The sequence below is a fragment of the Chitinivorax sp. PXF-14 genome, from assembly GCF_040812015.1.
Lineage (GTDB): Bacteria > Pseudomonadota > Gammaproteobacteria > Burkholderiales > SCOH01 > JBFNXJ01.
The window spans coordinates 23,948-38,441 of sequence record NZ_JBFNXJ010000021.1; the positions used below are offsets into that span (position 1 = coordinate 23,948).

At 66.0% G+C, this 14,494-nt stretch carries 10 protein-coding genes; 9 read left to right on the plus strand and 1 reads right to left on the minus strand.

The window, feature by feature from the left end; all coding sequences use genetic code 11:
- Positions 1-95: 95 nt before the first annotated feature.
- The 9 genes from ABWL39_RS19180 (at position 96) to ABWL39_RS19220 (ending at position 12,120) form a co-directional block, all read left to right on the plus strand.
- Positions 96-2,921, plus strand: coding sequence for a methyl-accepting chemotaxis protein (locus ABWL39_RS19180; protein ID WP_367795237.1), 2,826 nt, complete (start codon positions 96-98; stop codon positions 2,919-2,921).
- A gap of 5 nt (positions 2,922-2,926) precedes the next feature.
- Positions 2,927-3,802: a CheR family methyltransferase gene (locus tag ABWL39_RS19185; protein WP_367795240.1), complete on the plus strand. Its 876-nt coding sequence runs from the start codon at positions 2,927-2,929 to the stop codon at positions 3,800-3,802.
- On the plus strand, positions 3,799-4,422 hold the full coding sequence (gene cheD, locus ABWL39_RS19190) for a chemoreceptor glutamine deamidase CheD (protein WP_367795243.1): 624 nt from the start codon (positions 3,799-3,801) through the stop codon (positions 4,420-4,422). The genes ABWL39_RS19185 and cheD overlap by 4 nt, the downstream gene beginning before the upstream one ends.
- Before the next feature lie 2 nt (positions 4,423-4,424).
- Positions 4,425-5,498 carry a chemotaxis response regulator protein-glutamate methylesterase gene (locus ABWL39_RS19195; protein WP_367795246.1) on the plus strand — a complete coding sequence of 358 codons (1,074 nt, stop codon included), beginning with the start codon at positions 4,425-4,427 and terminating at the stop codon, positions 5,496-5,498.
- A gap of 288 nt (positions 5,499-5,786) precedes the next feature.
- Positions 5,787-6,986, plus strand: coding sequence for an EAL and HDOD domain-containing protein (locus ABWL39_RS19200; RefSeq protein ID WP_367795249.1), 1,200 nt, complete (start codon positions 5,787-5,789; stop codon positions 6,984-6,986).
- 127 nt (positions 6,987-7,113) lie between these two features.
- Positions 7,114-7,836, plus strand: coding sequence for an ABC transporter ATP-binding protein (locus ABWL39_RS19205; protein ID WP_367795252.1), 723 nt, complete (start codon positions 7,114-7,116; stop codon positions 7,834-7,836).
- Complete coding sequence (locus ABWL39_RS19210; RefSeq protein WP_367795335.1) at positions 7,836-10,205, plus strand: ABC transporter permease; 2,370 nt, start codon at positions 7,836-7,838, stop codon at positions 10,203-10,205. Before ABWL39_RS19205 ends, ABWL39_RS19210 begins: the two co-directional genes overlap by 1 nt.
- Positions 10,206-10,222: 17 nt before the next feature.
- Positions 10,223-11,413, plus strand: a complete 1,191-nt coding sequence (locus ABWL39_RS19215; RefSeq protein ID WP_367795255.1) for an efflux RND transporter periplasmic adaptor subunit — start codon at positions 10,223-10,225, stop codon at positions 11,411-11,413.
- Positions 11,414-11,658: 245 nt separating this feature from the next.
- Positions 11,659-12,120: an isoprenylcysteine carboxylmethyltransferase family protein gene (locus tag ABWL39_RS19220; protein ID WP_367795258.1), complete on the plus strand. Its 462-nt coding sequence runs from the start codon at positions 11,659-11,661 to the stop codon at positions 12,118-12,120.
- Between the two features lie 46 nt (positions 12,121-12,166).
- Here the strand turns inward: ABWL39_RS19220 and ABWL39_RS19225 are convergent, their stop codons facing one another.
- Positions 12,167-14,152 carry a diguanylate cyclase gene (locus ABWL39_RS19225; RefSeq protein WP_367795261.1) on the minus strand — a complete coding sequence of 662 codons (1,986 nt, stop codon included), beginning with the start codon at positions 14,150-14,152 and terminating at the stop codon, positions 12,167-12,169.
- Between the last annotated feature and the right edge of the window lie 342 nt (positions 14,153-14,494).

A 14,494-nucleotide genomic window follows, 5' to 3' on the forward strand; every position in this document is an offset into this window, starting at 1 on the left:
CGTTCAGCGGTCGCCGCCCCGGCATTGACAAGGCAGAGCAAGAAACACCGGGGATCAGCGGCAACCGCCAGCCAGGGGGTGCTATGCGGGTCAACATGCCAGTAACGCAGACTGAGGTACCGCTGCGTGACAATACGATGATCGTGTCACGGACCGATCTGAAAGGGCGCATCACCTATATCAACCGCGATTTCGTCGAGATCAGCGGGTTCTCCGAACAAGAGCTGATCGGCGAGCCGCACAACATCGTGCGCCACCCGGACATGCCGCCCGAGGCCTACCTGGACCTGTGGAACACCCTCAAGGCTGGCCGGCCATGGACCGGCATGGTCAAGAACCGCTGCAAGAACGGCGACTATTACTGGGTGGTGGCCAATGCCACGCCGCTGTTCGAAGGCGGGCAGGTGGTCGGCTACATGTCGGTGCGCGTGAAGCCGACACGCGAGCAGGTGAGCGCGGCGGAAGAAGCCTACCGCCTGTTCCGCGAAAAGCGCGCGTCGGGCATGGCCATCCTGCATGGGCAGGTAGTGCTGCGGCGCCGGGCCTGGCTCAGAAAGATTGCCGACTCGGGGCTCAGCAAGCGCCTCTCAGCCGGCCTGGGGGCGCTCCTGGTATTGCTGCTGCTGGTTGGCGGGCTTGGGCTCTACAACATGAAGCGCAGCAACGAGCTCAGCGAGCAGCTTTACGATGGACGGGTCACCGGGCTCGCCAACCTGCTCTCGATGCAGAACGACATCGGCCTGGCGCGCCTGCAACTGGTGGCCGAGGCTGGCAGAAGCCTGCAAGCGTTGCGCAGCAAGAGCGCGCAGGCACCGGCCGACGTGACGGCTGCCGTTGCGCACCTCGACGGCGCTGACAAGACGCTGCAGGCCTACCGCGCGAAGATCGGCGAGAGCCGCCACAAGGCCCTGGTGGAGGACGTGGCCAAAGCCCAGTCCGCATTGTTGTCGCTTGGCCTGCGCCCGCTGGCCGCGGGGATTCAGACAAGGCAGGAGGCCCTGTTGCAGCAAGCGCTGACCCAGTTGCCGCCGCTCAGCGACAAGCTGGCCAAGGCGCTCGATACCCTGCGTAACTACGAGACCGAAGCCGGCAAGGCGCAGCTTGCCGACATGCGCCAGGTTGCCTCCACCGCCTGGGCCGAGCTGGCCATCGGTGTGGTGTTGTTTCTGGTGATTGCCGCGCTGTTCTCCGTGTGGCTGTTGCGTTCGTCCGTCAGGCCGCTGCAGGACGTGATCTCGCTGTTCCGCGAGCTGGCCTCGGGGAATTTCCGCAACACGATCGATATCTCCCGCAACGACGAGACCGGCCGCGTGATGCAGGGCCTGCAGAGCCTGCAGGTGCGCCTGGGCTTCGAGGTGGCCGAGACACGGCGCGTCTCCGAGGAGAGCACGCGCGTACGCGTCGGCCTCGACAATGTGACGACCAACGTGATGATTGCGGATTCGCAATACAACATCATCTATATGAACAAGGCCCTGGTGCAGATGATGACCAAGGCCGAGACCGACATTCGCAAGTCGCTGCCCAATTTCAGCGTGGCCACGCTGCTGGGCGCCAATATCGATGTGTTCCACAAGAACCCCAGCCACCAGCGCGGCCTGCTCGACAGGCTGACCACGACCTACCGCTCGAAGGTCCAGCTGGGCGGGCACACCTTCATGCTGACGGTGACGCCGGTGATCAACGATCGGCAAGAGCGCCTCGGCACTGCGGTCGAGTGGGCGGACCTGACCGACGAGCTGCTGATCGAGAGCGAAGTGGAACAGATCGTCGAGAAGGCCGCACGTGGACACCTGAGCGACCGCATCAAGCTGGAGGGCAAGGAAGGCTTCGTGCGCAATGTCAGCGTCGACTTCAACATGCTGCTCGATCGCATGGCGCAGGGCTTCGGTGATCTTGGCAAAGTATTGTCGGCGCTCGCCACGGGGGACCTGCGCAGCACCATCGAATCGCAGTACGAAGGCGAGCTGGCCACCATCTGCACGGACGCCAATGCCTGCGTCGAGCACCTGCGGGAGATCGTGACGCAGATCAAATCGTCGGCGGATACGATCAACACCGCGGCAGGCGAGATTGCCGCCGGCAACTCCGACCTGTCGGGCCGGACCGAGGAACAGGCCTCGAGCCTGGAGCAGACGGCCGCCAGCATGGAACAGCTGACCGGCACGGTGAAGCAGAATGCCGACAACGCCCGTCAGGCGAGCCAGCTGGCCAGCAGCGCCTCCGACATCGCGCAGCGCGGCGGCGAGATGGTGGCCCGCGTCGTCACCACCATGTCGAGCATCTCCGACAGCTCGAAGAAGATCGCCGACATCATCGGCGTGATCGACGGCATCGCCTTCCAGACCAACATCCTGGCGCTGAACGCCGCGGTGGAAGCGGCACGCGCCGGCGAGCAGGGGCGCGGCTTCGCGGTGGTGGCAAGCGAAGTGCGCAGCCTGGCGCAGCGCAGCGCCGCAGCGGCGAAGGAAATCAAGGAACTGATCCAGGACTCGGTGTCGCGCGTCAACGACGGCCACGAACTGGTGGTGGAAGCGGGGGGCACGATGACCGACATCGTCGGCGCGGTGCAGCGGGTACGCGACATCATCAACGAGATTGCACACGCATCGAGTGAACAAAGCGACGGCATCGACCAGGTCGGCCGCGCGATCACGCAGATGGACGAAGTGACGCAGCAGAACGCCGCACTGGTGGAACAGGCCGCGGCGAGCGCGGAAAGTCTCGAAGACCAGGCCCGCAGCCTGGTCGGGGCGGTCGCCATGTTCAAGCTGGGCGATGAGGGCACGTTGCCGCTGCTGCAGCCGCCGGCCAAGCAGGGCCGGGCGCGGGCGGTGGCCAAGGCGTCGCCTGCGAAGGCGCCGGCGCGCCTGCCAAAGGCCGTGCCACCAACGGACGACGGTGACTGGGAGGAATTCTGAGCCGGATGCCCGCAGCGGGGCGCGAGCTTGGCGCCGGCCGCGAATTTGCCTACACCGAGCAGGATTTCGAGCGCGTGCGCGGGATGATCTATGCCAGGGCAGGGATCCGCCTCGAAGCGTCCAAGTTCAACATGGTGTACAGCCGGCTGTCGCGGCGCCTGCGGGCGCTGTCGCTCAGCAGCTTCCGGGCCTATCTGGATTTGCTGGACGCGGATGACGCGCAGGAGTGGCAGCCTTTTACCAACGCCCTGACGACCAACCTGACGTCGTTCTTCAGGGAGCCGCACCATTTCGAGGTGATGGAACGATATCTGGCCGAGCACGGCCGGCGTGGCGCGAAATTCCGCATCTGGAGCGCTGCGTGTTCGACCGGCGAGGAAGCCTATTCGATTGCGATGCGTGTCGTTGAACATTTCAACAGCTGGACGCCGCCGGTGCAGATCATCGCCAGCGACCTCGACACGACTTGCCTAGACACCGCGGCCGCCGGCGTCTATCCCCTGGCGCGGCTGGAAAACCTGCCGCCGGCGCAGCTCAAGCGCTTTTTCATGCGCGGGCGCGGGGCTAACGAGGGCAAGGCGAGGGTTCGGCAGGATGTGCGCAGGCTGGTCGAGTTCCAGCAGCTCAACTTGCTGTCGAACGCCTACCCGGTCGAGGGCGTATTCGACATCATTTTTTGTCGCAACGTGATGATCTATTTTGACAAAGTAACCCAGCGCAAGGTGGTGGAGCGGCTTGCCGCCCGGCTGCGCCCGGACGGGCTGTATTTCGCCGGGCACTCGGAAAGCCTGCTGCATGTTTCGGATACCCTGAAGCTGGTCGGGCAAACGGTCTATGCGCACGCAGAACAGGCCGAGCACATGAAACGGATCTATCGATGACTTCGCCACAAAAGGGCTATGAAGAGCTGCTCGCGCCCACGATCTATTTCGATCGCAATTTCGAGTGCGAGGCCGCCAAGATCCTGCCTGGCGAATACTATGTGACCGGGCGCGAGATGGTGCTGGTCACGGTGCTGGGCTCGTGCGTCTCGGCCTGCATCCGCGACAAGGTCAGCGGCATCGGCGGCATGAACCATTTCATGCTGCCCGAAGGCGCTGCGGGCGACATGGGCAATCCACTGGCCGCCTCGGCGCGCTACGGCAGCTATGCCATGGAGGTGCTGATCAACCAGCTGCTGAAGCTCGGTGCGAAGCGGCCGAACCTCGAGGCCAAGGTGTTCGGCGGCGGCAATGTGCTGCGCGGCTTCACCGTGGCCAATGTCGGCGAGCGCAATGCGCGCTTCGTGCTGAACTACCTCGGCTTCGAGCGGATCCCCGTGGTGGCCAAGGACCTGATGGACATCTACCCGCGCAAGATCTATTTCTTCCCCGGCACGGGGCGCGTGCTGGTGAAGAAGCTCAAGAACGTGCACAACGACACCATCGTCGCGCGCGAGAAGGAATACGGGCAACGGCTCCAGTATTCGTCGCTCGAAGGCGATGTCGAGTTGTTCAGCTAGGCATGCCCGTGAGCCGGAAGATCAGGGTCGTGGTCGTCGATGATTCCTCGCTGATGCGGGCAATCCTGAAGGAGATCCTCAGCCAGGCTGCGGACATCGAGGTCGTCGGTATCGCCGGCGATCCCTATCAGGCGCGAGAGGTGATACGCGAGCAGAACCCCGATGTCGTCACGCTCGATGTCGAGATGCCGCGCATGAACGGGCTCGACTTCCTCGAAAAGCTGATGCGGCTGAAGCCGACGCCGGTGGTCATGGTGTCGAGCCTGACCGAGGCGGGCTCCGACATCACGGTGCGCGCGCTTGAACTCGGCGCGGTGGATTTCGTCGCCAAGCCGCAGGTTGACCTGGCGGGCGGCATGCAGGCCTATGCCGGCATGCTCGTCGACAAGATCAGGACCGCCGCCAATGCGCGCGTGCGCCGCCTGGTGACACGGCCAGCGCCGTCGGCCCCGGTGGGGGAGAAGCTGGCGCCGGTGTTGCGCTCGACCGAGAAGATCATCGCGCTTGGGGCCTCGACCGGCGGTACCGAGGCGCTCAAGGAGGTGCTGTCGGCCTTGCCCGCCGATGCGCCGGCCATCCTGATCACCCAGCATATGCCGGAGCGTTTCACCACCTCGTTTGCCAAGCGCCTCGACAGCCTTTGCCGTGTGCATGTGCGCGAGGCGACGGACGGCGAGCGCGTGCTGCCCGGCCACGCCTATCTTGCCCCGGGGCACTCCCACCTCGAGCTGGCTCGCAGTGGCGCCAACTACGTCTGCCGTCTGCATCAGGGCGCCCCGGTGAACCGGCATCGGCCCTCCGTCGACGTGTTGTTCGATTCGGTCGCCCGCGTGGCCGGCCTCAATGCCGTTGCCGCGCTGCTGACCGGCATGGGGGCCGACGGCGCCCAGGGCCTCTTGCACGTGCGCGAGGCCGGCGGTAGAACCGTGGCCCAGGATGAAGCCAGCTGCGTGGTGTATGGCATGCCGCGCGAGGCGGTCAATCTTGGTGCTGCCGAGCTCGTCCTGCCGCTGGGAGAGATCGCCGTGCAACTGCTGGCCTGGACCCATGGCAAGGAGAAGGCCTTCCGCATCTGATGCCCACCTGAAAGCGGCTGGCTAGGCCATTTGTAGTGCTGGTAACATCAATAAATTAGAATATAATATATTTTCAATTTACAGGGGCAGACGGCGGCCAGCCCAGGCAGTGCGCCCCGGCGGTGTCGGTCGCCGCCGGCTGCAGCGCCGCTGGCCGGCTGCCAAAGCGTTGGTGGGGGGCTATGCTGAATAGCGAAGCCAGCCGCAGGGCCACCACTCGAATCCGTCATATAGGGACTACCCAGCACAATGCCATCATGCGAATACTTTCTCGGCAGGCAGCCGGTCATGGACCGGCAGCAGCGCCTGGTTGGCTATGAGCTGCTGTTTCGGGACGGCACACGGAATGCCGCGAACGTCATCAGCGACGTGCACGCGACGGCCAGCGTCATCGAGACCATGTTCGCCCAGCACGGGGTGGAGCAGGTGCTCGGTGAGCACTTCGGGCTGATCAACGTCAACGAAGACCTGTTGATGAGCGACATCATCGAGTTGCTGCCGGCACGGCAGATCGTGCTGGAAATACTGGAAACGGTGGTGGTCAACAACGCCATCGTCGAGCGCTGTGCCGAGCTCAAGCGCATGGGCTACCGCTTGGCGCTCGACGACGTGATCGCGTTCGATACCGGGCTGCAGCGGCTGTTTCCGTACCTCGACATCATCAAGTTCGACATGGCGGTGATCGACGCGGAGCGTGTGGCATCGATCGCCCGCTCGCTTGGCTCGCACCGGCCGGCGTTGCTGGCCGAGAAAATCGACAAGCAGACGCAGTTCGATGCCTGCCTCAAGATCGGCATGGACCTGTTCCAGGGCTATTATTTCGCCAGGCCGGTGACGCTCTCCGGGCGGCGCCCGTCGCCGAGCGAGCAGCAGTTGCTGCGCCTGCTCGGGATGGTGATCGGCGAAGCCAGCGATGCCGACATCCTCGCGGGCTTGAAGAGCAGCCCGGAGCTGAGCGTATCGCTGATGCGGCTGGTGAACTCGGTGGCGAGCGGCCTGCCGATCAAGATCGACAGCATCCCGCATGCGCTGCGCATCCTCGGGCGGCAGAAGCTGCAGCGCTGGCTCCAGCTCTTGCTGTTCGCCCATGGCAGCGTGCCACCCGGTGGCGGTGCACCGCTGACCCAGCTCGCCGCCACGCGCGGCCGCTTCATGGAGCTGCTGGCCATGGAGCTTGCCGCCGAGCAGCCCGCCCTGCGTGAAAAGGCATTCATGGTCGGCCTCTTGTCATTGCTCGATGTGCTGCTGCAGCAGCCGCTTGCGTCCCTGCTGGAGGCGCTGCACCTGGCCGACGACGTAACGCAGGCGCTGCTGCAGCGCCAGGGCGTGCTTGGCCGCCTGCTCGATGCTGTCTGCGCGAGCGAGGCCGGCCCCGATGCGGTGATCGACTGGGAGGCGTTGAATATCGATGCGGAGCGCTTCAACCAGTGTGAGCTCGACGCGCTGGCCTGGGCTGGCGCCCTGGGGCAGCAGCGTGGCAACGGCTGATCGGCCGCACCCCGGCTGACACCGTACCGCATCTGCCTCGCCGGCCACGGCCCGTGTGGCGGCCATCCCAAGCGGCAACGCCCTCAATTCGTCCGGCGGAATCCCCCGCCTGCGTGCATAGTGAAGCATGGCGAATGAAAACCCAGGCAAACCGGTCTTCAGCGTACGCGGGCTGACCAAGGTCTACCGGATGGGCGAGGTTGAGGTGCCCGCGCTGCGCGGCGTCGATCTCGATCTCTTCGCCGGTGAAATGGTGGTATTGCTGGGGCCATCGGGCAGCGGCAAGTCGACCTTGCTCAACATCCTGGGCGGGCTCGATACGCCGACATCGGGCGCGGTCTCCTACCTCGATCGGTCGCTGACGGCTGCCAGCGAGCACGAGCTGACGCGCTTTCGCCGTGAGCACGTGGGTTTCGTGTTCCAGTTCTACAACCTGATCCCGAGCCTGACCGCACGCGAGAACGTCGCCGTGGTGACCGAGATCGCCAGGGCGCCGATGCGGCCCGAGGATGCGCTGCGGCTGGTCAACCTGGGCGAGCGCCTCGATCATTTCCCGGCGCAGCTGTCGGGCGGCGAGCAGCAGCGGGTGGCCATCGCCCGTGCCATCGCCAAGAACCCATCGGTGCTGCTGTGCGACGAGCCGACCGGCGCGCTCGACTCGCAGACCGGCGTGGTCGTGCTCGACGCGCTGGAACGCGTCAACCGCGAGCTCGGCACGCTGACCGTGCTGATCACGCACAATATGGGCATCGCCGACATGGCCGACCGCGTGATCCGCCTGTCCGACGGGGCGATTGCCGATACCCGCGTCAATGTCGCGCGCAAGCCCGCGCATGAGCTCAACTGGTGATGAAGGCGCTCGACCGCAAACTGCTGCGCGATTTCTGGCACCTGCGCGGCCAGGTGTTCGCCATCGCGGCCGTCATCATGGGCGGGGTGGCGACGCTGGGGATGTCGCTGTCGACCTACGATTCGCTGCTGTCCACGCGCGACCGCTTCTATGCCAACTACCGCCTGGCCGATGTCTTCGCCAACCTCAAGCGCGCGCCCGAGCCGGTGGCCGAGCGTGTGCGTGCCGTCGCGGGCATCGAGCGGCTCGAAACCCGCATCGTGGCGGGGGTCAAGCTGGAGGTGGCGGGCTTCGGCGACCCGATCACCGGCCTCCTGCTGTCGCTGCCCGACCATGGCGAGCCCCGGCTCAACGCGCTGCACCTGAAGCGTGGCCGCATGCTGCAGCCTGACAGCGGCGACGAGGCGCTGGTGGCGGAGACCTTTGCCGAGGCGCACGGCCTTAGGCCCGGCGACCGGGTCGGCGCCATCATCAACGGCAAGCACAAGTGGCTGGCTGTCGTCGGCATCGTGGTGTCGCCCGAGTATGTCTACCAGATCGCGCCTGGCGCCATGTTTCCCGATTTCAAGCGCTACGGCGTGGTGTGGATGGGGCGGCGTGCGCTGGCTGCGGCCTATGGCATGGATGGCGCGTTCAACAACCTGACGGCGAAGCTGGTGCGCGGTGCGCGGCTACAGGACGTGATCGACCAGATCGACGCCATTCTCGGCCGCTACGGCGGCACCGGCGCCTATGGCCGTAAGGACCAGTTGTCCAACCGCTTCCTGGCCGAGGAACTGAAACAGCTGCAGACGACCGCGACCATTTTTCCCGCCATCTTCCTCGGCGTGGCCGCCTTTCTGCTGAATGTGGTGGTGAGCCGGCTGATCGCGCTGCAGCGCGAGCAGATCGCCATCCTCAAGGCGTTTGGCTATTCGCGGCTCGCCATCGGCTGGCACTTCGTCAAGCTGATCCTGCTGGTAGTGGCGCTGGGCGTGGCCGCAGGCACGGCGCTGGGCGTGTGGTTCGGCCTCGGGCTGTCGCGGGTCTACACCGAGACGACCTTCCGCTTTCCCTACCTTGACTACCATCTCGATGCCGGCGTGCTGCTGATCGCCTTCACGGTGACTGCCACGGCCGCCGTCAGTGGCACGCTGTTCTCGGTGTTCCGTGCGGCCGGGCTCGCGCCGGCCGAGGGCATGCGGCCGGAGACGCCAGCCAGCTACCGCGTTACGCTGCTCGAGCGGGCCGGCCTGCAGCGCTGGTTTACCACGCCGTCGCGGATGATCATCCGCCACATCGAGCGGCGCCCGGTGAAGTCGCTGCTGACCGTGCTCGGCATCTCCACCGCCTGCGCGCTGATGATGGTAGGCAACTACCAGAAGGGCGCCATCGATTTTATCGTCGACGTGCAGCTGCGCCAGTCTGCGCGTGAAGACCTGTCGCTGAGCTTCATCGAGCCGACCTCGGGCAAGGCACTGCACGAGCTGGCTGCGCTGCCCGGCATCAACCATGTCGAAGGGTTCCGCGATGTGGCGGCGGTGCTGCGTTTCCGCAACTATCACTTCCGTTCCGCCGTGTTCGGCATTCAGCCCGAGGGGCAGCTGCACCGCTCGCTGGATCGCCAGCTGCAGCCGGTGCGGGTGCCGGCCGGCGGCATCGTGCTGACCGATCACCTGGCCGAGCGCATCCTGCACGTCAAGCCTGGCGACTGGCTGACGCTGGAGATACTCGAAGGCGAGCGCCGTGTGCTGCAGGTGCCGGTGCTGGGCATTACGCGGCAGTTTCTCGGCGTCTCCGCCTACATGCAGCAGGCCTCGCTGAACACCTTGTTGCGGGAGGGCGACGTGGTCTCTGGCGCCTATCTGGCCATCGCACCCGGCGCCGAGGCTGCCGTGTACCGAGCGCTGCACGATCGGCCGCGCGTGCTGGGCATGGTGGCCAACGCCAGCGCGATCCGCAGCTTCTACGCCACGATCGGCGAATTCGTGTTGTTCTACAACCTGGTCGCCACCTTGCTGGCCGGCGCGATTGGTTTTGGCGTGGTCTACAACAGCGCGCGCATCGCCTTGTCCGAAGGCGGGCGGGAGCTGGCCAGCCTGCGGGTGCTGGGCTTCACCCGTGGCGAGATCGCCTATATCCTGCTCGGTGAGTTCTGCCTGCTCACGCTCGCGGCGATCCCGCTCGGGATGCTGGCCGGCGTCGGGCTGGTGGCGGTGCTGGTCGGCGCGTTCCAGAACGAGCTGTATCGCCTGCCGCTGATCCTCAATCCGGACAATTTCGCCAAGGGCGCCGCGGTGGTGGTAGTGTCGGCGCTGCTGTCGGGCTGGCTGATCTGGCGCAAGCTCGGGCGCCTCGATCTGGTCGCCGTGCTCAAAACGAGGGAATAGTGGGGAAGCCGCTCATCATGCGCTTGCGTGCACACTTGGGGTTCGTCCTGCTGGCGCTGATCGTGCTTGGCGGCCTGGCGTTCGGCTTCTTTCCGCGCGCCATCGAGGTCGAGACGGTGGCGGCGACGCGCGGGCCGCTTCAAGTCATGGTGGAGGAGGAGGGCAAGACCCGCGTGCGCGAGCGCTACCTGATCTCGGCACCCGTCGCGGGCCATGCGCGGCGCATCGCGCTGAAGGTTGGCGATAGCATCATCGCGGGCCAGGCCGTGGCCGAGATCGAGCCGGCGCGCTCGGTGGCGCTCGACCCGCGCGCCCATGCCCAGGCCACGGCTACCGTGAAAGCCGCCGAAGCCACGCTGGATGCCGCCCGCGAGTCGGTGCGGGTGGCGGCGGCGAGTGCCGAACTGGCACGGCTGGAGGTGGCGCGCAACGAGGCCCTGTTCCGCCAGCAGTTCGTGTCGCGGCAGGCGCTCGATGCAGCGCAGGCGGAACAGCGCCGCACCCGTGCCGCGCAACTGTCGGCCGAGCATGCCGCCACTGCGGCGTCGTTCGACCTGGAGCGGGCCCGCGCCGCGCTGCAGGCCACGTCGCGCGTGCCTGGCATGGCGGCGGACGTGCTGGCGGTGCGCACGCCGATCGACGGCCGCGTGCTCAAGGTGATCCACGAAAGCGAAGGTGATGTGCCGCCCGGCGGTGCCCTGATCGAGCTCGGCGACTCCGGCTCGCTCGAGATCGAGGTGGAGGTCCTGTCCAGCCAGGCCGTCAGGATCACGCCGGGCAACCCGGTGCGGCTGGATCGCTGGGGTGGGGACAGCGCCTTGCAGGGCCTCGTGCGCGTGGTCGAGCCGACCGGCTTCACCAAGGTTTCCGCACTTGGTGTCGAGGAGCAGCGCGTGCGGGTGATCGTCGATCTCACCTCGCCGCGCGAGGCATGGCGCCGGCTCGGCGATGGCTATCGGGTTGAGGCGCGTTTCATCGTGTGGGAGGGGCAGGATGTGCTGCAGATACCAGCCAGCGCGCTGTTCCGTCAGCAAGGCGGCTGGGCGGTGTTTGCCGTCGAGGCTGGCCGCGCCCGCCTGCGCCAGGTCGTCATCGGCCAGCAGAGCGGCCTGCAGGTGCAGGTGACATCGGGCCTCAAGGCCGGCGACGTGCTCGTCAGCCACCCCGACGACAAGGTGAGCGACGGGGTACGCGTCAAGGCGCGCTGAGCGAGCCAGGCTTGCGCCGCCATCGGGCTTGATTCTGGCGGGCCACCGCCGCCGCGAGCTCACCCGGGCCTATCGACGGCGCGCACCAAGCCGGTGAAGGCCGCGCTGGTGAGTCAGGCATTCGTCGAGCCCATTTCCACCGGGGGGGCCTTGAAAAACCGCCTCAGGCGGGCGAAAGTGACGGTGGGCGCATACGCCGCAGGTGTTCTGAAGCGCCCCATTGCGTCACCTCACGGATCGCCATCATGCCCACGCTCGAACTTAAAATCCCGCCGCCCGTCGTCGCCCTGATCATGGGGGGCGCCATGTGGGGCATTTCCCGCTACACGCCGGGTATCGACATGCCGCTGCCCGCGCGGGTGGCGCTTGCGCTCGTACTGCCGCTGCTGGGCGGTGGCATCAGTTATGCCGGTGCCAGTGCCTTCCGCCGTGCCCGGACGACCGTTAACCCGCTCAAGCCCGAACAGGCCTCGACCTTGGTGACGGGCGGCATCTATCGGCTGACGCGCAACCCGATGTATGTCGGTGGCGCGCTCGTGCTGCTTGGCTGGATGGTCTTTCTTGCCGCACCGTGGGCGCTGGTCGGGCCGATCGCCTTCGTGGCCTACATCACGCGCTTTCAGATCATGCCCGAAGAGCGCGTCCTTGCCGCGAGGTTCGGTGAAGCCTATGGTGATTACCGGGCGAAGGTCCGGCGCTGGTTGTGACGGGCTTGCCCGGCAACAGCCTGGGCTGAGCGCCTGCTAAGCGCGCTCAGGCGCGCACCACATTGCGGCCACCCGATTTGGCCCGGTAGAGCGCCGCATCGGCGCGGTTCACCACGTCGTCCTCCTTGTCGTCGGCATGCCCGGCCACCGCCACGCCGATGCTGACGGTGATCGACCCAACCCCGGGAAACGGGGCATTGGCGATGATCTGGCGGATCTTTTCCGCCATCGTCAGCGCACCTTCGAGACCCGTGTCGGGCAGCAGGGCGAGGAACTCCTCGCCGCCGAAGCGGGCCAGGAAATCGACTTCCCGGATCGACGATTGGACGAGGTGGGCAAAATGCTTCAGCACCAGGTCGCCGATTTCGTGCCCATAGGTATCGTTGACGTTCTTGAAATGATCGATGTCGAGGAACAGCACCGAATAGGCCGTACCGCTTCGCTTCATGCGCAGCCGCTCGGCCTTGAGCCGCTCCTGGGCGGCAATGCGGTTATGGATGCCGGTCAGGGCGTCGGTGCGGGCCAGCTTGGCGAGCTCCTCGTTGGCGGTGGACAGCTCTGCCGTGCGTTGCGCCACCTGCTGCTCCAGGTGGGTGCGGTAGGATTTATTCAGCGCCATCAGCTCAAGCTCTGCCTGCTTGCGCGCGGTGACATCCATCGCCGTCCCCAGCAGTTCCACGATTTCGCCGGCATCGTTGCGGATGGCCTCGCACTTCATGTCGAGCCAGATGGTGTGGCCATCGGCATGAATGGCGGGGAGCTCCAGCGAAAAGCTCTGGCCGGTACGCAACGTCTCGGCCACCGCTTCGAGCAGCTGTACGCGTGCATCGTGCGATAGCAGGGACAGGCAATCCTTCAGCAGGCGCGGAATCTTCCTGCCAAATATCTCTTCCGACGACTCGGACACCAGCAGCTCGGGCGAGTCTTGCCGCCAGCGCCAGTGGCCGAAGCGGGCGAGGTAATGGGCTTCCTTCAGCTCAGCGCCCTGGGCCTGCAGTTTCTCGTTGGCTTCCAGCAGCGCATTGGTGCGGCGCGTCAGCAATATGGAGGCATGGTTGATCGCGACGGCAACTTCGGCGGCCTCGCAAATCGCGACCGGCGGAATCGGTGCCAGCTCGGCGTTGCCGAGCCTGGCGGCGGGTTCCAGCAAGGCATGGAGCGAGTCGGCGATGCTGCGGCTCAAGGTCCATGCCAATGCCAGGCCGAGCGCCAGCATGGCGATCATGCCGGCCAGCAGGGTGGCGATCGGCGCCATCAGCTCGCGCCGGGTGGTGGCGTGCGGCGTGGCAATGGCCACACCCCAGCCCGTCGTTCGAGAGCGGCTCCAGCTGATCTCGGACGGAATGCCCTCGCGTGTGGGGACGTCTATCGACCCTTCCGGCGATACGCGCATCCGGTCGAGCACCGGCTGAACCGCTTTCTGGCCGACGAAACGCCCCTGACCGTGCGTGCGTGCGACGATGGCGCCCTGGCTGTCGAGGATGGCGACGATCTTGTCGGGGGCGAAGGACTGGGCGGCGAGGATCTGGCTGAAGGTACCCGGCATGACACCCATGCTCAGGTCGTACTTGACCTGGCCGTCGATGATCACCGGCACGTCCACGCTGATGATGGATTTACGTAACACGCCACCCAGATAAAGGTCGGATACGACCGCCTGGCCGGTCTCGAACACCTGCTTCAGCTGCTTCGGGTTGCCGTGTTGCGGCAGTGCCGCGCCAATCGGTCGCAGCGTATTGAACACCTGCTGCCCGGTCGCGTCGGCCAGCACGACGTTGGCGCCAGCCTTGGTGAGGGCCAGGATTTCCCGGGCACGCTCATCGAACCGCTCGAAATCGCCCCTGCGCAGCGCGCCGGCCGTGGCGAGCACCTGTGCCACGGTCTGGGCCTGCGTCAGACGGCTGTCGACGACCTGGGACAGTGCGCGCGCCGTGGTGATCGTCTCACGCTCCGCATTGGCTGCGCCGCGCTGGTATTCCCGCACAAACAGGAAGGCGACGCCGATCATGCCAGGCAGCAGGCTGGCGAACACGAGCCAGGCCAGGAGTACCCGGATTCGCCGGCCGCGAATCGGGAGGGGAGGGCCAAGCAGTTCTGTCGATCTCAAAGGCATGGGCAAGGTGCGGTAAGGCGTGCGGCTATCTTCTTCTTCATCGGTTGTACGACGGATGTCTTGTCTGCTTTCATGGCGCTGGCGGCCCGCATTCAGCCAGGGCTGGCGCCCATGTCGAAGTATGCCTCGACGGGCGTCGTGCTGTCCCGCCGAGCGGGTGGGGTGCCAACGATAGCGCAATCCCGGTCATCAGTTTTCTATTGGGTCTTTCATGTTCCGGCGCGCCAGCACGCCCCCTGACAACGCTACATGCAAGGCGGA